The sequence below is a fragment of the Rhodococcus sp. NPDC076796 genome, assembly GCF_040702765.1.
GTDB lineage: Bacteria > Actinomycetota > Actinomycetes > Mycobacteriales > Mycobacteriaceae > Rhodococcoides.
In genome coordinates, this window is sequence record NZ_JBFBMS010000004.1 from 258403 (window position 1) to 277210 (window position 18808).

Genomic DNA, 18808 nt, shown 5'->3' on the forward strand with positions numbered 1-18808 from the left:
GACTTTCGTACTAGAACAGGTTTGAAGGTACGGCGCAAGTCGTACCTATTGTCAGGAGGAGCCGATGGCGGACGAGAACGGGCATCCGGAGCCCGAGGAAATGCAACTCGGTGCAGTGATGTCGGCACTGGCGGATCCACTGCGCCGCAAGGTGGTCACCGAACTCGTCGGCGACGAGGACGGAGCCGAGCGAACCTGTATGTCCTTCGATCTGGGTGTCACCAAATCGACTCTGACGCATCACTTTCGAGTGCTGAGGGAAGCAGGACTGGTGTTCCAGGTCGATCGCGGAAACAGTCGTAAAGTGACGCTGCGTCGAGTGGAGCTGAACGATCGATTTCCCGGCTTGCTGGATCTGATCGCCAACGAAATCCACTAGCTCTCCGTGTGCGATGCGCCCTACGGTGGGCACCATGCACATCGCCATGATCGGCACGACGGCCCCCAGCCATATCTATCCATCGCTGGCAGTGATTGCCGAGCTGGTCCGGCGAGGGCACCGCGTCACCTATGCCGTCGGTGATTCTCTGCGACACGTTGTCGAGCCCGCGGGCGTCGAGGTGGTGCCGTTTTCCTCGATACTTCCCGACGGAGAGGCGTCGTGGCCGGACGATCCGGCAGCGGCGATGCAGGTCTTCCTCGACGAGGCAATCGCGTCGTATCCCGTGCTCACCGCGTTCTACGACGACGATCAGCCGGATCTGTTCCTGTACGACATCGGCGGAATGACAGCACCCGTCCTCGGTGTGCGATACGGGGTGACGGCCGTGCAACTCTCGCCGACGTACGTGGCGTGGGACGGATATGCCGAGGATCTTTCCGATGTACTGACGCCGATGCGTGAGTCTTCCGGTGGCCTGAAGTACCACGCTTCGTACAGGGCTTGGTTGCGAGACAACGACATCGACGCCGATCCCTGGGAGTGGATCACGTATCCGGCGCACTGCCTGTCGCTGATTCCGCGGGTGATGCAACCCAACGCGGATCGGGTGGCCGACAACGTTCGCTTCGTCGGACCGTGCCTCGACCCGGTACGCCGCAGCGACCGCAGTTGGACCGCACCCGATGGGCCGATCCTGTACATCTCCTTCGGCACCGGCTACAACGAGCGACCCGAGTTCTACCGACTGTGTATCGAGACTTTCGCGAACACCGACTGGCACGTGGTGATCTCGATCGGCCGACGCGTCGATCCGGCCGTTCTCGGTCCACTACCTGCGAATATCGAAGTACACGAACATGTTCCGCAGCTCGCGGTGCTCGATGCGGCCTCGGTGTTCATCACCCACGCCGGGATGGGTGGCTGCACCGAGGCGCTGTGGTTCGGCGTCCCGACCGTGGCCATTCCCCAGGCGGTCGATCAATTCGGCAACGCGGCGATGCTCGCCGAACTCGGGGTCGGCGTGCACCTCGAATTCGAGCAGGTGACGGCTGCGAGCCTGGCCGACGCTGTTGCCCAGGCTCGCCGATTGGCATCGCGTGCAGCGGCGATGAGTGCCGAGGTGCGGGCACACGGAGGCGTCGAACAGGCGGCGGACGCGGTGGAAGCATTCCGGCGCTGACCGACGTCACGGCTATCGAGCTGTGGTCAGGATCTCCAGCTGCCCGAAGATATCGGCGTAGGTGTCGCGGACCTGGCCCCAGGATGCCGCCATGTCGACGCTCTGCGGATCGGGAGTCGGCAGCGCGTAACCGTACTGCGAGCGAGGCACAGGATTGCCGGGCAGGACCAGTACCTGAGTGAACGCCGCGGAATCGGGATTGAACGTCAGAGTGTGGGAGGCGACGTTGCGGTCCCAATCCTCCGACGGCCACGACAAAAAGATCACGTGCTGCGGGTTTGCCGCGACGTCGGTGTACGAGACGTAGCTGCCGTAATGATCCTCGCCCGGCGACATGATCTTGTACGCGCCGTTGTCGGTGTAGATCAGAAGGGCCTCGGCAAACGGCTTCTGATCGAACAACGCCGTGTAGCGAAGTGCCTGCACGAACACGGGCTGTCCCAGGGGGATCGAGATGGACTCTGGTATCGAGGGCATTCGGTGTCGCATCCTTGCGTTCTCGGGTGACGGGACCACGATACCGACGCGAGACGAAGCGACATCGATTCGCCGAACGACAATGGGCGTCGGCAACGCTAAGGTCCGAATGTGGGGAAAATATTCGAGCGCATCGACGACTCGCTGAAGGCATGGATCCTGGCGCAGCCGATGTGGTTCGTCGGGACCGCGCCACTGCAGGGTGACGGGCACGTCAATGTCTCACCGAGAGGGCATGATTCGCTCTCCGTGCTGGGGGATCGTGACGTCGCGTGGGTCGACTACACGGGCAGCGGAGTGGAGACAATCGCGCACATTCGAGAGAACGGTCGAGTGTGTTTGATGTTCGCCGCGTTCGACACTCGACCGCGAATAGTCCGTCTGCACGGAACGGGATCGGTCTGGCTGCCGGGGGACTCTATGTTCGACGACGTGGTTGCCCGCCACCCATCGAATCCGAGCACTCGCGCAGTGATTTCGGTCGATGTGACGCGAATCAGCGATTCCTGCGGCTGGGGTGTACCGATCATGGATCTGGCCGGCGAACGCGACTTGATCCAACGGCACGCCGAAAAGAAGGGCGTCGACGGCATGGTGAAGTACCGCGCCGAACGAAATGCCGCCAGTATCGATGGTCTGCCGGGGTTTCCTGGCTGAGCGGACCCTCGAAACCGACCCGGGAACTCGGTGCCGGTGAGATTCGGTGTCCGGAGGAGTCTGTCCCTGCATGAGCACAATCATCATGACTTCTGCCGGTGCAACCATTGCCTACGCTGTCCGCGGCGCATGAACGCCGTCCGAGAGTGCCTTGTCGTGAGCCGAACGATGGCCGCGAGCCCGGCCGAGATCTTCGCTGTTCTGACCGACCCCAACCGGCATCAGGACACCGAACCGGGCAATTGGGTACGCGCGGCGGTCGATGCGAATCCCATTACCGCGATGGGGCAGGTGTTCGCGGTCGACATGTTCCTCGACGCCGCGGGTGGGCACTACGTGATGCACAATCTGGTGATCGCCTACGTGCAGGATCGAACGATCGCGTGGCTGCCGGGAGCACGGACGGACGATGGCCCCATCGGCTACGGCGGCTGGTGGTGGCGCTACGACCTGGCGACGGCGGACGAAGGCACGACAGTGACCCTCACCTACGACTGGACGGATACCCCGGAAGCCACTCGGGCAGAAATCGGTGGACTGCCGTCGGTCCCCGAGTCCTTCCTCGCAGAGTCGTTGGCTTCGCTGGAGTCGAGCCTGCGTGAATCGGGTGCAGCCAGCCGCGCCTAGCGCGGTCAGGCAGCGCCGGTGTCGCCGAGGGAGATCAACAACTTTCGTAGAAGCCGCTCCAGCTCGCGTCGTTCGCTCGGTTCGAGGTCCGACACCAGGCGGGCTGCATTCGCCACATGGCCGTCCACGACGCGTTCGACCACGTCGTGTCCCTCGGGGGTCAGCGTGATCAGGATGCTGCGTCGGTTCGCGGGGTCGGTTTCGCGAGTCACGAGGGATTTGTTCACGAGTCGGTCGACCCGGTTGGTCATCGCGGCCGAGCCGACCATCGTCCGCGCAACCAGGTCTTTCGGCGTCAAAGTGTAGGGCGGCCCCGACCTGCGCAGAGTCGCCAACACGTCGAACTCCCAGGGCTCCATGTTCTCCTCGGCGAAGTAGCCGCGGATCTCGTGCTCGACCAATCGCGAGGTCCGCGACAGTCGTCCGACTATGCCCATGGGTGATGCCTCCATCTCGGGCCGCTCTCGTTTCCATTGCTCCAGAAACGAATCCACTGCGTCGGTCAACGAACTCTCCTTGTGCACTGCGGGTGCAATTCAATATTTCGACATCGAACTGTTTGACAGACGGTAGCACTTGAAGTAGCTTTTCGTTGTCAAATGATTCGACATCGAAATATTCGGGAACGAGACATGAGGCCTTCAGAAGGAATTTCCGTATCGGACGCGATCAGGTCACGTCGAAGTCATCGGCACTATCTGCCCGATCCGATACCGACACACACGCTCGACCGGGTGCTCGAACTCACGCTCGAAGCGCCGTCCGCATGGAACTACCAGGGTCGATCCATCGTCGTGGTGAGCGACCCCGATGTCCGCGCCGGACTCGAGGCCGCAACCGGTGGTCAACCACACCCCAGGGAAGCCCCGGTCGTGTTGGTCTTTCTCGCCGAGATGGACGCATGGCGACGGGACAACCACGACGTGTTCCACTCTGCGCGCCGATCGGGTGCGTGGTCGGAGCAGTTCATCGCGGGGTCGGCTGAATCCAGCCGGACATTTCAGCAGGACCTTCTCGAACGCGGCCTCGAGCGAGAGTACGCAGTCAAGGACGCCGTGATCGCGGCCAGCTTCGCGATGCTCGCTGCCACCGAGCAGGGCCTCGCATGCTCGCCCATGAACGGCTGGGACGAAGCGCAAGTCAAGAAAGTGGTCGGCGTCGACGATCGCACCGATATCGCAGTCGCGCTGCTACTTCCGCTCGGGTTCGCAGCCGAGGAACGACGCCACCCCGGCCGACGGCCGGTCTCGTCCTCGGTGCACTACCAGCACTACCGAACGACACTCACCGACACTTCTGGGAGAATTTCATGAGCGCACTCGTACAGGTCGCAGGCATCATCGACGAGGCAGAGGCACAGATGCTGTGCGAAGCCGGTGTCGATTGGCTCGGGTTCCCGCTTCGACTCCCGTCGGGCAAGGACGACATCACCGAGTCCGACGCCGCGAAAGCGATCGCGGGGCTGCCGGCACCTCACCAGGGTGTGCTGATCTCCTATCTGACGGACGCCGCCGAGGTTGCCGGATTCTGTCGCGAACTCGGGGTTCGCGCGGTGCAATTGCACGGTGACGTCGAGGACGAGCAGTTGCGAATCCTGAAGGACATCGCGCCCGAACTCTATGTTCTCAAGAGCCTCGTCGTGCGGACCGATAATGCGAAAGAACTACTTGCGCAGGTGGATCGAACCGCCGATGTCGTCGACATGTTCATCACGGACACCTTCGATCCGCGCACGGGAGCCAAGGGTGCGACCGGTCTGCTGCACGACTGGTCGGTGAGCGCCGAACTCGTCGCGCGCTCGCCCAAGCCCCTCATGATGGCCGGCGGCCTGAGCCCGGACAACGTTGCCGACGCGATCAGGCAGGTGCGCCCGGCGGCAGTCGACGCTCACTCTCTGCTCGAAGGTGCCGACGGACGCAAGGATGCCGTCAAGGTTCGTGACTTCGTGACGCGTGCTCGTGATGCGTTCGCCAAAATCAACTGAGGGACAACGGGCCATGACTTCGACAGAACTGCGCGAGAACTCGACCGCGTTGACGACAACCACCCGTGATCGTCCAGGCGTCCACCTTCTCGTCCAGACCAAGCAGTTGCGCGCTATGCATACGATCATCCGAGATCGGCACGCAACGCAGGAAGCCTTCGTGAACTACGCGGGCAGAATCAACCGGCTTCTGCTCGAGGCGGCTGTCGATCTTCTGCCGTTCGATTATCACGAGGTGACCACTCCCGTCGGTGAAACCTACCGTGGTCTTCGGTTCGCGTCGAGGGTCTGTGCGGTCCCGGTGATCCGGGCGGGTGAGAGCATGGAATCGGCGTTTCGGGAGCTGTATCCAGGAGTGAGTATCGGAAAGATTCTCGTGCAGCGGGACAAGAACACGAAGCTGCCACGACTTTATTACTCGCATCTCCCCGATGACATCGCGTCCCGCCACGTTCTTCTGCTGGAGCCGATGTTGGCGACCGGCGGGTCTGCACTCGCCGCGATCGACGTTCTCGTCGAGGCGGGCGTGCGCGAGGACAGAATCGTCTTCGTCAACTTCCTCGCATCACCCCAGGGGCTGGAGGCAGTCTGCCGTGCGAGGCCGCAGGTGCAGATCGTCACGTCGTCGATCGAGGAGCGCCTCAACGACGAGGCGTTCATGATCCCCGGCATCGGGGATTTCGGGGACAGGTTCTTCGGAACCGTGCACGCCGGACCGGTGCGATGAAATCCGGAAGCACGGTGCGCGATTCGTTGCTGACCGTGCTTGCGCCCGCGGTCTGGGGAAGCACGTACCTCGTGACGACCGAACTCCTTCCGCCCGACCGTCCTCTTCTTGCATCGGTCGTGCGTGCACTCCCCGCCGGTCTGATCCTTGTTGCATTGGGACGTGCTCTACCGCAGGGTATCTGGTGGTGGCGCGCGATCGTGCTCGGTGTGCTCAATATCGGCGCGTTCTTCTACTTCCTGTTCGTTGCGGCGTATCACCTGCCCGGCGGTGTCGCGGCACTCGTCATGAGTGTTCAGCCGATGATCGTGCTCGTTCTCGGTGTGGGACTGCTGGGGGCGAGGATCAAGAGTATTCACATCGTTGCCTGTGTCATGGGTGCGGTGGGCGTAGGACTTCTGGTCCTCCAGCCGAACGCCGGCCTGGATCTGATCGGAGTACTCGCAGGACTCGCGGGTGCCGCCAGCATGGCCTCCGGTCTGGTGCTGACCAAGAGATGGGGCAGACCCGAGGGCGTCGGGGTGCTGACGTTCACCGGGTGGCAGCTGACGGTGGGAGGCTCAGTTCTGTTGCCGTTCATGTTGTTCGGAGAAGGTCTTCCTGACTCCATAACGACAGAGAACGTATCCGGGTTCCTCTACCTCAGTGTGATCGGTGCGCTTCTCGCCTACGCGGTGTGGTTCCGCGGTATCGGCAAACTTCCCGCGCTTGCGGTGTCGTTCCTGTCGTTCGCCAGCCCACTCGCCGCGACTGTGCTGGGGTATCTCGTTCTGGGCCAGTCACTCTCACCACTGCAATTGGTCGGTGCTGCGACCGTCGTTGCAGCAGTGATCATCGCGCAACCGATCCGAACTCGCCGCGCCGCGGCCCGTTCCACCGTGAAACCGACTCAACCCGTTTGATTCTCGTCAGCTCTGCGTTCGACACCTACTGCCGTTCCGACTCACAGGGGAATCCCGTTGGATACAAGACAGTTCGATGCACGCATTCAAGCCGCCCATCTCGTCGCCAGCCTGCCGGACCTGCTGCGACGCCAATCCGAGAGCCGGCCGGATCAGGTCGCCGTCGTCGCTTCCGACGGCGACCTGACCTTCTCCGCCCTGCACGAGCGCGCCGAACAAGTCGCAGCGCACCTGCGTGACATGAGCGTCGGCGCAGACGACTGCGTTGGCCTCTACGTCGAACCGTCCGCACAGACGATGGTCGGTGCCTGGGGCATTCTGTTCGCCGGCGCCGCATACCTACCGTTGTCGCCGGAGTACCCGGACGATCGACTGCGATACATGATCGAGGACAGTGCCACCACGGTCATCGTCACTCAGGAGCACCTCGTGGTGCACCTCACCGACATGGTTCCCGCGGGCACACGCGTCGTATCGCTGGAAACCATCACGCCGCGAACACCGTCTGCACCGTCGGCTCGTCCGAACCCGGGCGATCTGGCCTACGTCATCTACACCTCGGGTAGCACCGGTAGGCCGAAGGGAGTGATGATCGAGCACCGCAGCATCGTGTCTCAGATCAACTGGATGGCATCGTGCGGCCACCTCGGCGACGGTGCAGTCGTACTGCAGAAGACGCCGATGAGTTTCGATGCCGCCCAGTGGGAGATCCTGGCACCGGCCGTAGGCAGTCGAGTGGTGATGGGGTCGCCGGGTATCTACCGCGACACAGAGGCTCTCGTCGATGCCATCAACGCGCACGGCGTGACGACGTTCCAGTGTGTGCCGACGCTCCTGCTTGCGCTGCTCGATTCGGACCGTTTCCGAAGCTGCGTCAGCCTGTCGCGGGTGTTCTCCGGGGGCGAGGCGCTGTCGCTGTCGCTCGCCAGAGCGTTCTCCGACGAGCTGCCGTGGTCGTCGCTCGTCAACCTGTACGGACCGACGGAGTGCACCATCAACGCCACTGCGTTCCTGGTAGACCCGGACACGATCCGCGACGGAGCAGGATCGGTTCCCATCGGGGTGCCCGTCGACAACACGCAGTGCTTCATTCTCGACGAGAACCTGGCTCCGGCCGACATCGGTGAGGTCGGTGAGCTCTATATCGGGGGAGTGCAGCTCGCCAGGGGGTACCTCGGACGCCAGGACCAGACGCGTGACCGGTTCATCGTGTCGCCGTTCGTTCCCACGGAAAAGCTCTACAGGACAGGTGATCTCGCATACTGGAACCCCGACGGTTCGATTCAGTTCTCGGGGCGGGTCGACAATCAGATCAAGCTCAGAGGCTACCGGGTGGAGCTCGAGGAGATCGCTCTGTCGATCGAGGAACACACCTGGGTGCGTCGGGCTGCGGCGATCGTGACCGACGACAGCCGAACCGGGAGCCGCACACTCGTCGCGTGCGTCGAACTCAATCCGAAGGAAGCCGCCCTGATGGACCAGGGCAACCATGGCAGCCATCATCAGTCGAAGTCGAGCAAGGTGCAGCTCAAGGCGCAGCTCGCCGATCCGGGAGTTCGGCGGCCCGAGGAGCTTGCAGACCGGGCCGTGATCGAACTGCCCGGCCGAGCAGAGACGGCGCTGCAGCGATCGGAGGTGTTCGCGCGCAAAACCTATCGCTTCTTCGACGGTGATGGGCGGATGTCGCGCGACCGATTGTTCGACTTGCTGGCGACGCCGCGGACGCACCGGTCCTCGGCGACGCCGCGTCCGTTCGACGATCTCACCGGGGACGAACTCGGAGAGATCATGCGGTGGTTCGGGCAGTTCCGTAGCGACGAGCGCCTGCTTCCCAAGTACGCGTATGCATCCCCTGGAGCCCTGTACGCCGATCAGATCTATCTCGAGACGCCGGGCAACGACACCCTCGAACCTGGTGTGTACTACTACCACCCGGTCGATCACGCCTTCGTGTCGATGCACTCGAACACGACCGTAGGCTCCAGCCGCATTCACATCGTCGGGCGCCGAAGCGCCATCGAACCGGTATACCGCAACAACGTACTCGAGGTACTCGAGTTCGAGGCCGGACATCTGATCGGTGTGTTCGAGACGGCGCTGGCTCGCTACGGCTCGACGGTCGAACCGGGGTCGTGGGATCCGACGGTGTCGCAGCGACTCGAACTGCCCGTCGGCGACGAGTACCTGGGCAGCTTCGACATCGTTGCCGCACAGGATGTGCCGCGGACCCTGGATGTCGACGTATACGTCCAGGCACACGGAGATGTCGTCGGGATGGCATCGTGCTTCTATCGATTCGACGGAGTCGCAGACTTCGAGATCGTCTCGGATTCGGTGGTGCAATCCCGGCACGTGATCGCGATCAATCAGCAGGTCTACGACCGTGCGAGCTTCTCGATCGCGCTGGTCTCTCGTGTCGACGAATCCTGGATGGACTACATCGAACTCGGTCTGGCTCTTCACCGTCTTCAGCGTCGAGGAATCGACGTCGGGATCGGTTTGATGTCCTCCGGCTACAGCTCCAAGACAGGGAATCCGCTACCTGCCGCCAGGCGCATCGACGACATCCTCACCTCGTGTGGGCTTCCGACGGGAGCTTCGTATTACTGCGTCGGCGGACCGATCGGTGCCGAACAGCTGGCGAGCGAGGGAATGAACGAGGATGCCGTGCACATGCGGGGCCCCGCCGAGATCATCAAGGACGAGCTCGCGAACTTCCTTCCCGACTACATGATCCCGAATCGCATTCTCGTCATGGACGCGCTGCCGTTGACCGCAAACGGAAAGGTCGATTGCACAGTGCTGAGCCGATCCGAGGAGGTGCTCGCTGCCGATTCGTCCGCGCCGTACGTCGCACCGGCGACAGACACCGAGCGTTGGTTGGCCGAGGTGTGGGGCGCGGCCCTGCACTACGACTCGGTGTCCGTCGAGGACGAGTTCTTCACTGCCGGCGGCAATTCCCTCATTGCCGTCGCGCTCGTCAACAGAATCAATGCGGAATACGGGGTGAAGCTTCCGATTCAGGTGATTCTGGAGCGTCCGAAGTTGAGGGACCTGGCCGCGAGAATCCAGGGTGACGCTGGCGGTCCCGAATCGCGATTGTCGTTGCTGCACAACGTGGGAACGTCCGCGCCGGTCTTCTGCTGGCCCGGCCTCGGCGGCTACCCGATGAATCTTCGACTGCTCGGGGCCGAGGCGAGCCCGACGCGTCCGTTCTACGGGATCGCAGCTCACGGCATCAACCCGGGCGAGACGGCCTACCGCACGATCGGCGAGATGGCCGCGGCCGACGTCGCCGAGATCGTCCGAGTCCAACCCCACGGACCGTATCGGTTGTGGGGATACTCGTTCGGAGCGCGGGTCGCCTTCGAGACCGCCTGGCAGCTCGAGCAGGCGGGCCACGACGTCGAAGAGCTGTTTCTGATCTGCCCGGGCAACCCGGTGGTGGAGGGCGCAGGAACCACTCGGAGCGCGAGCTACGACGATCACGGATATCTGACCATCCTGCTGTCGGTCTTCACCGGGAAGATCGCCGGTCCGGAACTGGACGGGTGTCTGGCCGCCGGAGTCGCCGACGAGAGCAGCTTCGTCAGCTACGTACACGGTCTGCTTCCGGCGCTCGGGGAGGTGCTGATCACCAACATCGTGCGCGTCGTGGAACAGACGTACGAGTTCGAGTACACGTTTCGGGAGATGGCCGGTCGGACACTCACCGCGCCGGTGACGATCTTCAAAGCAAACGGTGACGACTATTCCTTCGTCGAAAATCAATCGGGATACTCCACGTCGACACCCCGGATCGTCGAGCTGAAGGGCGACCATTACTCGGTGCTGCGGTCGGCTGGCGTCGGAGAACTCGCAGCTGCGATCAGAGGCATCGCCGGTCCGTCCGATCGTGCGCTCGACGAGGTACCCGAGCCGGAAGTTCGTTCTCGACTCGAGACATCGCAGGAGCACGCATGAGAACGTCGAAAACTCCCTTGCGGATGACCGAGGAGGTCGCAGAGGCTTTGCACAGCGGCTTACCCGTCGTCGCACTCGAGTCCAACGTCATCACCCATGGATTGCCGTACCCGGACAATGCACAGACCGCGTACGAGGTCGAGAACGCGGTGCGCACAGGCGGTGCGATCCCGGCGACCATCGGAATCGACGAAGGCCGACTCTCGATCGGAATGACCGAATCCGACATCGAGCGGTACGCGTCCACGCCGGGCATCCCCAAGGTGAGCAGCCGTGATCTACCGGTCGCACTAGCACGAGGCATCACCGGTGCAACGACGGTCGCATCGTCCTTGGTCGCTGCAGAACTAGCGGGCATCCGCTTCTTCACGTCGGCGGGGATCGGCGGTGTGCACCGAGGTGCGGAGAAGTCGATGGACGTCTCGTCGGACCTTATCCAGTTCACCAGGTCCAAGGTCGCGGTGGTGTGCGCCGGAGCGAAAGCGATACTCGATCTGCCGCTGACGATGGAGTTCCTCGAGACGCACTGTGTGCCGATCGTGTCGTACCGGTCGGACGACTTTCCTGCCTTCTACTGCGAATCGAGCGGCATCCGCAGTCCACACCGTGTGGACGACGAGGACATGATTGCTCGGATCATCGAAAACCACTGGGATGCAGGAGGATCAGGGGGAGTCCTGATCACCACACCGCCCCGCGCCGAGGACGCGGTGGACCGTGAACTCGCGGAAGCCGCGATCGGTACGGCGCTGCGATCCGCCGAGCGGGACGGCATCCGCGGAAACGCGATCACCAAATATCTGATGCGAGCCGTCGACGAGATGACCGGCGGCAGAACCTCCGAAGCAAACAAAGCGGTTCTGATCAGCACCGCCGAAGTCGGCGGCATACTCGCCGCCGCCCACGCACGCACCACAGCACAGACGACACACCCGACGCGAGAGACTGGAGCAGCATGACCACCATCTTCGATCCGACAGAACTCGGTTCCCTGACGCTGAGCAACCGACTCGTCATGGCCCCGATGACACGGAACCGAGCAACCGTCGACGGCTGTGCAACCCCCTCCATGGCAACGTATTACGCGCAGCGGGCGAGTGCGGGACTGATCGTCTCCGAAGGGATCCAGCCGAGCGTGATCGGTCAGGGATTCGCCTCGACCCCAGGTCTGCATTCGGCGGAGCAGGTTCGATCCTGGCGACAGGTCACCGACGCCGTCCATGCCGCCGGTGGGCGAATCGTCGCCCAATTGATGCACTCCGGTCGTATCGGACATCCGAGCTTGTACCCGTCCGCGCACACGTCGGTCGCCCCATCGGCGATCGCCGCTGCAGGCACGTGCTTCTCACCCACCGGTCCGGTGGATTACCTCACCCCAACCGCGTTGTCCGAGGACGACATCGCGGAGACCGTCGCCGACTTCGTCACGGCCTCGACGGGTGCGATCGACGCAGGGTTCGACGGTGTCGAGATCCATGCGGGCAACGGATTCCTTCTCCATCAGTTCCTTTCGGACAACACCAATGTCCGTGACGACTCGTACGGTGGATCGATCGAGGGTCGGGTGCGATTCCCGGCAGTGGTGATCACCGCCGTGGCTCGCGCACTCGGTGCCGACCGCGTCGGTGTCCGCATTTCGCCGGCCAACCCGTACAACGACATCACCGAGTCCGATACTGCCGCGCTCTACCGCCACTTCGTCGATCGGTTACCAGCCCTGGCGTACCTGCACGTCATGGAATCCGGCAACCGATCCATCACCGCTGCCGTCCGGGAGCAATGGACGGGCGCGCTCGTGCTGAATCCCCACGAACACGCCGACTCGGGTCCCGTGACGCCCGAGATCGCAGGCACCGTGCTCGACGAACAGGCAGCAGACGCGGTGTGCTTGGGTGCGCTGTTCCTGGCCAACCCCGATCTGGTCGATCGTATCCGGGCGGGCGGGCCGTACAACGAGCTCGATGAAGCCACGTTGTACGGCGGCGGCGACGAAGGCTACACCGACTACCCGACGATGAAGTCGCCCACGCGGGAAGAACCAGCATTCGCAACGTCCACCTAGGGAGCGATGGATGTACCCGACCACGCAGCAGAACTCGATACCCCGCAGTCTCTGCAGTCATCAGAAATTCGATGTCGCCGTGACACCTGTTGACCCACCTGATTCGTTCCGAGCCGAGACCGTCCTGTTCGACCTCGATGGGACTCTTACCGACTCGGCACCGGGGATCCGGGCAGGCTTTCGGCACGCATTGGCGCATATCGGAGAGCCTGAACCGACCGCCGACATGCTGAGCACAGTCATTGGACCCCCACTGCTGGAGTCGTTCCTATCTCTCGGCCTGAACGAGACTCGTGCTGCGCGAGCCGTCGATTCCTACCGGCAGAGGTACGGCGAACGCGGCTGGGCCGAGAATTCGGTCTTCGATGGAATGGACGCAGTCTTGTCCTGTCTGAAGGACGCCGGCGTGATCATGGCCGTAGCGACATCGAAGACCGAGCTGACTGCGCACCGCATACTCGAGCATTTCGGTCTGTCGAAATACTTCGATTTCATTGCCGGATCCGACGTTTCGCGCCAGTCGAAGTCTGACGTCATCGCCCGCGCACTCACCGAGACTTCGACTACGCCGATCGCGCAGGCCGCCGGCGGCACACCCGGCGTGGCGATGGTCGGGGACCGGATTCACGATGTCGAGGGGGCAGCCCAGTGGGGGATCCCCACAGTGTTCGTCGAATGGGGATACGGGCTTCCGGCAGAGAAGCTCGGTGCGCGCTGGACCGCGTCATCGGTACCGGAGCTCGGCGCGCTACTGACCACTCTCACCGACGGCACATAGTGCCGATCGGTGCGGCGTGCACCCGATTCAGTCTTCGAGGACGCTGACGCTCACGCCGTAGGGCAGGAATCGGACGCGTCGACGGGGGTCGGTGTTGTCCTTGTGTGCACGAAGGGCATCGAGTTCGGTGGCGTAGAGCTGATCGATCTGGGGTGATCCGGCGTCGTCGACGCTGTAGATCGCCCAAACTCCGTCGCCCTTCTGACCTGTGGTTTCAGGCTCCGGCGGAGCTTTGGGTGCCCCGGAGCCCGAGGCGAACAGTGAGCCGACCACCTCACGCAGTCCCTCGGTCGCCTCACGCGCGAACTTGTCGAAGTCGTCGGATCCGAATCCGAAGGGTCCTTGGTTGGCCATGGCGGTACCTCCTGAAGGTGATACTCCAGTATGCGCGTTTTCTCCGAACGTGCGCCGTGGATACCGTCGAGGTGCTGCGAGCCGGGCTACTGCTGTAGTCGTGCACCGATGGTGTTGTGCAGCGCTCGCAACGAGTTCTGGCCCAGCGAGACCGTCTGCGATTCGACGTAGCGCAACAGATGCGTGTCGTCGAGAACCTTCTCGCTGGACTGGATCAACACTGTGCCTGTACCGGTGAAGTCGAACTGACGCTCCTCGCCGCTGTTGGCACCGAGGAATCCGCGGGCTGCACCGAGGAAGTTCTGCATCCAGTCGGCGTCGAAGTGATGCGAGGGCGACGGGCAATCTGCCCATCCGACAAGGGCTTCCGGGTCGATGCGCAGCGGCGGCTCGGCGAACATGACGGGGCCGTTGGACGACGCCAGGAACTTGCCGGTGCCGAGCAGAGTCAGGAATCCCGGGACGATGGACTGCTTGAGATCCAGAGTCGGCTCGAACGCAAGGAGATTCGCGGCCCGGATGGTGAGGTTGCCGTCGTCGAGGTCGTAGCTGTTGATGTTGAACCCGCGATCGCCGAGGATCAGCTTGCCCTGGCCCTGCGCGAGGACCCAGTCGTTCGAGTACAGCGGAGAGGAGAACCGCGCGGCGACGATGGCGGGCATGGACGTCTGCCCGAGCGGTTCGAAGCGAACATTGCCGTAGTACGCGATCATCGCGCCCTTGGACGTGAACCACGGCTGGCCTGCGAGTTCGACGCAGAACGCGTAGTCGTTGCCGGGGACGTTGTCGTTGACCGGCAGGGTGTAGGGGGTGTGAATGTCCAGACCCATAGTGTGTCGCTCCCTAGAACTTCTGCTCGGACGCCTGCACCCATACGGTGCCCATGCCGGTCATCTTTAACTGGATCGCCTCGCCGCTGCCCTTGCCGACGGCGTCGCGCCACCCGACGTTCGCGGAGATGTCGACGTTGATGTTGCCGATGTGGCAGACGTACGCCTGCGGATCCACCACGACCTGGGGGTGATCGGGCCCGACCTGCAGCGGAATCGCCCCGCCGTGTGAGAGAACCGCGACGCTGCCCTGGCCGGTCAGTTGTGTCGTGAACAGACCCTGCCCGGTCATCGCACCGCGCACCGCTCCGCGGACGCCGCCCTGCGAGGTCAGGGCCACGATGGAGCTCTGGAGGTAGCCGTCGTGCACCAGGAGTCGATCGGCTTCGACGGTGAGCATCGACGAACCGTCGAGGTGGATCACCTCGATGTACAGCCCGGCGTGACCGTAGAAGACCTCGCCCTGCCCCTCGGCGGCCATCATCGCCGTGTGCTCGCCTGCCATCATTCGGCCTGCCATTCCGGCCACGCCGCCCATACCCGGCATGGCACCGGCCGAGCCGCCCATCGAATGCGGAACGAACCGGACGTCGCCGGTGTAGTAGAGCATCGATCCACGACGCGCGAGCACGTTCTGATTCGGTGCCAGAACGGATTTCACGACTTTGCTGTTGACCGGTTCGAGCGGCACGTCAGCGCTCCTCGGGTTGGATGTAGACGACGCCCTGGCCGTCGAAGCGGAGAGAGAAGGCCTCGCCGCTGCCACCGCCGATGGCAGAACGCCACGTGACGTCGGTGACGAAGCTCTGATTCAGCTGGCCGCGATGGGCGACGAAGGCGTCGGGATCGACGACCAGTGGGTACTGCGGATCGACGGCGAGGGCGATGATCGGCCCACCCTTGGACAGCAATGCCACGGTGCCGGATCCGCTGACGACGGTGGTGAACAGTCCCTGGCCCGAACTTGCGCCGCGCAAGCCGGAGAATTTGATATCCGTCTTCAATTGCCCTGTGAGAGCCAGCAATTGGGAGGACTCGACGTGGAGGTTGTCGCCCTGGACCTCGACGAGCGTGATGTCCTGGGCGTCGACGGCGAAGTAGACGGTGCCCTTGCCGGACACGTCCATCAGCGACAGCGACTCGCCGGTCACCTTCTGTTTGAGTGCGGCGCGGAATCCTCCGCCACCACCCATGCCGGCGCTCTTGAAGGCGACATCGCCCTCGTAGGCCACCATCGAGCCCGACATTGCGCGCAGGGAGTCGCCGGTCAGGTCGGCGACCAAGACACGGTGCCCGTTCATCCTCAGCTGAGCCACGGGGGAACTATGCCACTGCACGCGCCCCCGCGGCTACTGCTGGAGAGAAAATCTAGACGAGCTGCTTCAGGGCTTTACCCGCCAGTTCGACGGCTCCCGGCTGGTGGCCGTTGGTGATCAGGTTGATGATGATGCCGTCGATACCCTGATCGAGCACGCGCTTCTGCACCTGCTCGGCGACGTCGTCGGGGGTTCCGCAGAAGTGCCGATCGGTGGCCTTCGCTGCATCCTCCTCCGACAGGTTCGTCAGATCGAGGCCCTGCTTGAGTACGAACTCGCGCTGCAGCTCCTTGGCCTTGTCACCGTCCTCGTCGACGATGACGAACGCGAGGAAACTCGTTTCCAGATCCTTCGGGTCGCGGTCGACCTCCTCGCATCGGGCTTGGACCGCAGCGACTTTGCGCGGCAGTTCGTTTGCGTCGCAGATGATGTTGAGATGATCGGCGAACTGAGCGGCAAGGCCGAACGTCTTCTTCTCGCCACCGCCGCCGAGCATGATCGGCAGATCGTCGCGGATGCGCGGCTCGTTCATGGCGTTGTCCACCTGGTACCAGAGGCCGTCGAACGTGGGGCGCTGGCCGCGGAGCATCGGCTCGATGATCTGCAGGGCTTCGTCGAGTCGCTCGAAACGGTCGGTGAAGGTGCCGAACTCGAGCCCGAAGCTCTGGTGCTCGAGCTCGTACCAGCCGGCACCGATACCGAGGATCGCGCGCCCGCCGCTGACGACGTCCAACGTGGTGACGGTCTTGGCCAGGATCGCCGGATTGCGGTAGGTGTTGCCGGTGACCAGCGCGGAGAGCTGGATGGTGTCGGTGGCCGTCGCGAGCGCGGACAGCGCGGAGTAGGCCTCGAGCATCGGCTCGTCGGGCTTGCCGATACCGGGGAGTTGGTAGAAGTGATCCATCACGAATGCGGTGTCGAACCCGGCCGCTTCGGCCTCGCGCGCCTGCGCGATGACCTGGGGGAAGAGTTCCGCGACTGAACCGTCGTAGCTGAAGTTGGGCATCTGGTAACCGAGGCGAATAGTCACGAGATCCACGCTACTCGGATATCGGCCCGCGGCACGTGCGAGAGCGCGATAATTCGACGATGACAATCTTGGAGCTGACCAGGCAGCCGTTCTCAGGATTCGGCGTCGACGACCTGCAGACGGCGCGCACGTTCTACGCCGAGACACTCGGTCTGACGGTCACCGAAAACGAGATGGGCATGCTCGAGCTGCACCTGGGGACAGGGGCGATCGTGCTGATCTATCCGCGTCCGGAACATGTGCCCGCGCAGTACACCATCCTGAACTTCCCGGTTGCCGAGATCGAGAGCGCAGTAGACTCCTTGATCGCCAAAGGGGTTGTGTTCGAGCAGTATCCGGACATACAGGGTCGTTCCGCAGGACTGACCTTCACGCAGTCGGCATTCCCGGGGCGAGAGTGACTGTGCCGGAGCTGGTTACGCCTGTGTCATCGACCCAATCGACGACGGCGGAATCACCAGGGCGACGTCCGAGCAACGCTTCCGACAGGTCCGATGAGGATTCGATCTCCCTGCCGTCGAACGTCACGATCACGTCCCCCGCCGACAATCCCAGGACCTCCGCCGGGGAATCGAAGGTCACCGACACGACGGCCGCCCCGACCGCAGGCTTGTTCTCGAAGACCGACACATCACGCACCGAGACCCCGAAATACGGTGTGGGGCCCACGTGTACGGTGCCACCGGACTGGCCGGCGACCACCTGATCGAGCACCGCGACCGCCTCTGAGATGGGGACGGCATACGCCTCGGGCGCCTGTGGGGGTGAGAACTCGGTTCCGTTGCGCGCCTCGTCGGACAATCCCGCGGTGTTCACACCCACCACACGGCCCCAGGCGTCGAAGAGAGGCCCGCCCGAATCCCCCGATCGCACATCGGCGTCGACGCGAATCATTCGCTCCAACGTATTTCCTGAGCCGTCCACCGAACTGCGAGTACGCACCTGCTGATCGAGGGCGGTCACCGCCCCCGGGGCAGGCACCAATACCCCTGCACCCGAGGCATTCCCGACGGCGGTCACCGCATCACCCACCTCGGGAAGTGGGTCCGGAGCAAGCTCGACCACCGGCAGGTCGGCCGCGGTGATCAACTGCACGACTGCCACGTCACGGGACTTGTCGTAACCCAACACGGTGGCGTCGTAGATCAGTCCGTTGCCCATGTGCACTGCGCTGATCTCGGTGGCGTTCTCGACGACGTGGAAGTTGGTGAGCACGATTCCGTCGGGGGCGACGACGAAGCCGGTGCCGGCGACCCCGGAGAATCCTGCGGACGCCGAGAGGGTGACGACGGTGGGATCGACGCGAGCCGCGAGCTCCTCGGGCGTCAACGGTGGCGGTTCGACGACGGGAGCTGCCGGTGCGACGGGTGCCGGCGTGGCGACGAAGTCTGCGGTTCCGGGATCGAGTTGCGGCGTCGCGAATAGCCACACACCGGCAGCGACCAGCGTCAGTACCACCGCTCGTCCACCCGACCGCATAGGAACCGATTATGGTCCGGTGGCGATGGTGGTGCCAGCTACACCGACGAATTCACGGGT

The 18808-nt window shown here is 63.5% G+C and carries 21 protein-coding genes; 13 read left to right on the forward strand and 8 right to left on the reverse strand.

The features are described from left to right. The first annotated feature begins 64 nt into the window (after nt 1–64). Together AB0366_RS15220 and AB0366_RS15225 are read left to right on the forward strand one after the other, a co-directional pair. Nucleotides 65–379 (forward strand): winged helix-turn-helix domain-containing protein, encoded by a 315-nt coding sequence (locus AB0366_RS15220; RefSeq protein ID WP_121871477.1) that lies wholly within the window; start codon nt 65–67, stop codon nt 377–379. Between the two features lie 34 nt (nt 380–413). Then, the gene (locus AB0366_RS15225; protein WP_366244652.1) at nt 414–1562 is read left to right on the forward strand and encodes a macrolide family glycosyltransferase; all 1149 of its coding nucleotides are present in this window, start codon (nt 414–416) and stop codon (nt 1560–1562) included. A 12-nt stretch (nt 1563–1574) separates the two neighbouring features. On the opposite strand, the gene AB0366_RS15230 is transcribed toward AB0366_RS15225, so the two are convergent. Continuing rightward, a complete protein-coding gene (locus AB0366_RS15230; RefSeq protein ID WP_366244654.1) occupies nt 1575–2039 on the reverse strand; it encodes a hypothetical protein in 465 nt (154 codons plus the stop codon). Between the two features lie 111 nt (nt 2040–2150). Here AB0366_RS15230 and AB0366_RS15235 point away from each other — a divergent pair, with 111 nt between their 5' ends. Both AB0366_RS15235 and AB0366_RS15240 read left to right on the forward strand, forming a co-directional pair. Further along, nucleotides 2151–2696, forward strand: a complete 546-nt coding sequence (locus tag AB0366_RS15235; protein WP_366244655.1) for a pyridoxamine 5'-phosphate oxidase family protein — start codon at nt 2151–2153, stop codon at nt 2694–2696. Nucleotides 2697–2825: 129 nt separating this feature from the next. Beyond that, nucleotides 2826–3323, forward strand: coding sequence for an ATPase (locus tag AB0366_RS15240; protein ID WP_366244656.1), 498 nt, complete (start codon nt 2826–2828; stop codon nt 3321–3323). A 5-nt stretch (nt 3324–3328) separates the two neighbouring features. On the opposite strand, the gene AB0366_RS15245 is transcribed toward AB0366_RS15240, so the two are convergent. Further along, on the reverse strand, nt 3329–3829 hold the full coding sequence (locus AB0366_RS15245; RefSeq protein ID WP_366244657.1) for a MarR family transcriptional regulator: 501 nt from the start codon (nt 3827–3829) through the stop codon (nt 3329–3331). Nucleotides 3830–3955: 126 nt separating this feature from the next. Between AB0366_RS15245 and AB0366_RS15250 the strand changes: the two genes are divergently transcribed. From AB0366_RS15250 to AB0366_RS15285, 8 genes are all read left to right on the forward strand, one after another. Continuing rightward, a complete protein-coding gene (locus AB0366_RS15250; RefSeq protein ID WP_121871474.1) occupies nt 3956–4636 on the forward strand; it encodes a nitroreductase family protein in 681 nt (226 codons plus the stop codon). After that, entirely contained in the window at nt 4633–5307 is a 675-nt protein-coding gene (locus tag AB0366_RS15255) for a phosphoribosylanthranilate isomerase (protein ID WP_366244658.1), read from the forward strand. The genes AB0366_RS15250 and AB0366_RS15255 overlap by 4 nt, the downstream gene beginning before the upstream one ends. A 13-nt stretch (nt 5308–5320) precedes the next feature. Beyond that, complete coding sequence (gene upp, locus AB0366_RS15260; RefSeq protein ID WP_366244659.1) at nt 5321–6034, forward strand: uracil phosphoribosyltransferase; 714 nt, start codon at nt 5321–5323, stop codon at nt 6032–6034. Further along, nucleotides 6031–6936 carry an EamA family transporter gene (locus AB0366_RS15265; protein ID WP_128644678.1) on the forward strand — a complete coding sequence of 302 codons (906 nt, stop codon included), beginning with the start codon at nt 6031–6033 and terminating at the stop codon, nt 6934–6936. Before upp ends, AB0366_RS15265 begins: the two co-directional genes overlap by 4 nt. Nucleotides 6937–6993: 57 nt before the next feature. Beyond that, on the forward strand, nt 6994–10899 hold the full coding sequence (locus AB0366_RS15270) for an amino acid adenylation domain-containing protein (protein WP_366244660.1): 3906 nt from the start codon (nt 6994–6996) through the stop codon (nt 10897–10899). Then, nucleotides 10896–11858 carry a pseudouridine-5'-phosphate glycosidase gene (locus AB0366_RS15275; protein ID WP_366244661.1) on the forward strand — a complete coding sequence of 321 codons (963 nt, stop codon included), beginning with the start codon at nt 10896–10898 and terminating at the stop codon, nt 11856–11858. Before AB0366_RS15270 ends, AB0366_RS15275 begins: the two co-directional genes overlap by 4 nt. Then, nucleotides 11855–12961 carry an alkene reductase gene (locus AB0366_RS15280; RefSeq protein ID WP_366244662.1) on the forward strand — a complete coding sequence of 369 codons (1107 nt, stop codon included), beginning with the start codon at nt 11855–11857 and terminating at the stop codon, nt 12959–12961. The genes AB0366_RS15275 and AB0366_RS15280 overlap by 4 nt, the downstream gene beginning before the upstream one ends. 79 nt (nt 12962–13040) lie before the next feature. Then, complete coding sequence (locus tag AB0366_RS15285; RefSeq protein ID WP_366244663.1) at nt 13041–13739, forward strand: HAD hydrolase-like protein; 699 nt, start codon at nt 13041–13043, stop codon at nt 13737–13739. A gap of 27 nt (nt 13740–13766) precedes the next feature. Here AB0366_RS15285 and AB0366_RS15290 read toward each other — a convergent pair whose 3' ends face one another. The 5 genes from AB0366_RS15290 to AB0366_RS15310 form a co-directional block, all read right to left on the reverse strand. Then, on the reverse strand, nt 13767–14093 hold the full coding sequence (locus tag AB0366_RS15290; RefSeq protein ID WP_094611537.1) for a hypothetical protein: 327 nt from the start codon (nt 14091–14093) through the stop codon (nt 13767–13769). A gap of 86 nt (nt 14094–14179) precedes the next feature. Next, nucleotides 14180–14923, reverse strand: a complete 744-nt coding sequence (locus AB0366_RS15295) for an AIM24 family protein (protein ID WP_121871467.1) — start codon at nt 14921–14923, stop codon at nt 14180–14182. Nucleotides 14924–14936: 13 nt separating this feature from the next. Next, complete coding sequence (locus AB0366_RS15300) at nt 14937–15614, reverse strand: AIM24 family protein (RefSeq protein ID WP_366244664.1); 678 nt, start codon at nt 15612–15614, stop codon at nt 14937–14939. A 1-nt stretch (nt 15615) separates the two neighbouring features. Continuing rightward, nucleotides 15616–16224, reverse strand: coding sequence for an AIM24 family protein (locus AB0366_RS15305; protein WP_068048507.1), 609 nt, complete (start codon nt 16222–16224; stop codon nt 15616–15618). A 67-nt stretch (nt 16225–16291) separates the two neighbouring features. Beyond that, entirely contained in the window at nt 16292–17269 is a 978-nt protein-coding gene (locus AB0366_RS15310; protein ID WP_366244665.1) for an LLM class F420-dependent oxidoreductase, read from the reverse strand. A 59-nt stretch (nt 17270–17328) separates the two neighbouring features. On the opposite strand from AB0366_RS15310, the gene AB0366_RS15315 reads away from it, so the two are divergent. Further along, on the forward strand, nt 17329–17670 hold the full coding sequence (locus AB0366_RS15315) for a VOC family protein (protein WP_366244667.1): 342 nt from the start codon (nt 17329–17331) through the stop codon (nt 17668–17670). Here the strand turns inward: AB0366_RS15315 and AB0366_RS15320 are convergent. Next, nucleotides 17639–18748, reverse strand: a complete 1110-nt coding sequence (locus tag AB0366_RS15320; RefSeq protein ID WP_366244668.1) for a trypsin-like peptidase domain-containing protein — start codon at nt 18746–18748, stop codon at nt 17639–17641. The genes AB0366_RS15315 and AB0366_RS15320 overlap by 32 nt on opposite strands. Nucleotides 18749–18808: the final 60 nt, after the last annotated feature.

Excerpts from the sequence above, each read along its gene's own strand:
- AB0366_RS15220 (WP_121871477.1), top strand. The coding sequence starts at position 65 with ATGGCGGACGAGAACGGGCATCCGGAGCCCGAGGAAATGCAACTCGGT.
- AB0366_RS15225 (WP_366244652.1), top strand. The coding sequence starts at position 414 with ATGCACATCGCCATGATCGGCACGACGGCCCCCAGCCATATCTATCCA.
- AB0366_RS15230 (WP_366244654.1), bottom strand. The coding sequence starts at position 2,039 with ATGCCCTCGATACCAGAGTCCATCTCGATCCCCCTGGGACAGCCCGTG.
- AB0366_RS15240 (WP_366244656.1), top strand. The coding sequence starts at position 2,826 with ATGAACGCCGTCCGAGAGTGCCTTGTCGTGAGCCGAACGATGGCCGCG.
- AB0366_RS15250 (WP_121871474.1), top strand. The coding sequence starts at position 3,956 with ATGAGGCCTTCAGAAGGAATTTCCGTATCGGACGCGATCAGGTCACGT.
- AB0366_RS15255 (WP_366244658.1), top strand. The coding sequence starts at position 4,633 with ATGAGCGCACTCGTACAGGTCGCAGGCATCATCGACGAGGCAGAGGCA.
- upp (WP_366244659.1), top strand. The coding sequence starts at position 5,321 with ATGACTTCGACAGAACTGCGCGAGAACTCGACCGCGTTGACGACAACC.
- AB0366_RS15265 (WP_128644678.1), top strand. The coding sequence starts at position 6,031 with ATGAAATCCGGAAGCACGGTGCGCGATTCGTTGCTGACCGTGCTTGCG.
- AB0366_RS15275 (WP_366244661.1), top strand. The coding sequence starts at position 10,896 with ATGAGAACGTCGAAAACTCCCTTGCGGATGACCGAGGAGGTCGCAGAG.
- AB0366_RS15280 (WP_366244662.1), top strand. The coding sequence starts at position 11,855 with ATGACCACCATCTTCGATCCGACAGAACTCGGTTCCCTGACGCTGAGC.
- AB0366_RS15290 (WP_094611537.1), bottom strand. The coding sequence starts at position 14,093 with ATGGCCAACCAAGGACCCTTCGGATTCGGATCCGACGACTTCGACAAG.
- AB0366_RS15295 (WP_121871467.1), bottom strand. The coding sequence starts at position 14,923 with ATGGGTCTGGACATTCACACCCCCTACACCCTGCCGGTCAACGACAAC.
- AB0366_RS15305 (WP_068048507.1), bottom strand. The coding sequence starts at position 16,224 with ATGAACGGGCACCGTGTCTTGGTCGCCGACCTGACCGGCGACTCCCTG.
- AB0366_RS15315 (WP_366244667.1), top strand. The coding sequence starts at position 17,329 with ATGACAATCTTGGAGCTGACCAGGCAGCCGTTCTCAGGATTCGGCGTC.
- AB0366_RS15320 (WP_366244668.1), bottom strand. The coding sequence starts at position 18,748 with ATGCGGTCGGGTGGACGAGCGGTGGTACTGACGCTGGTCGCTGCCGGT.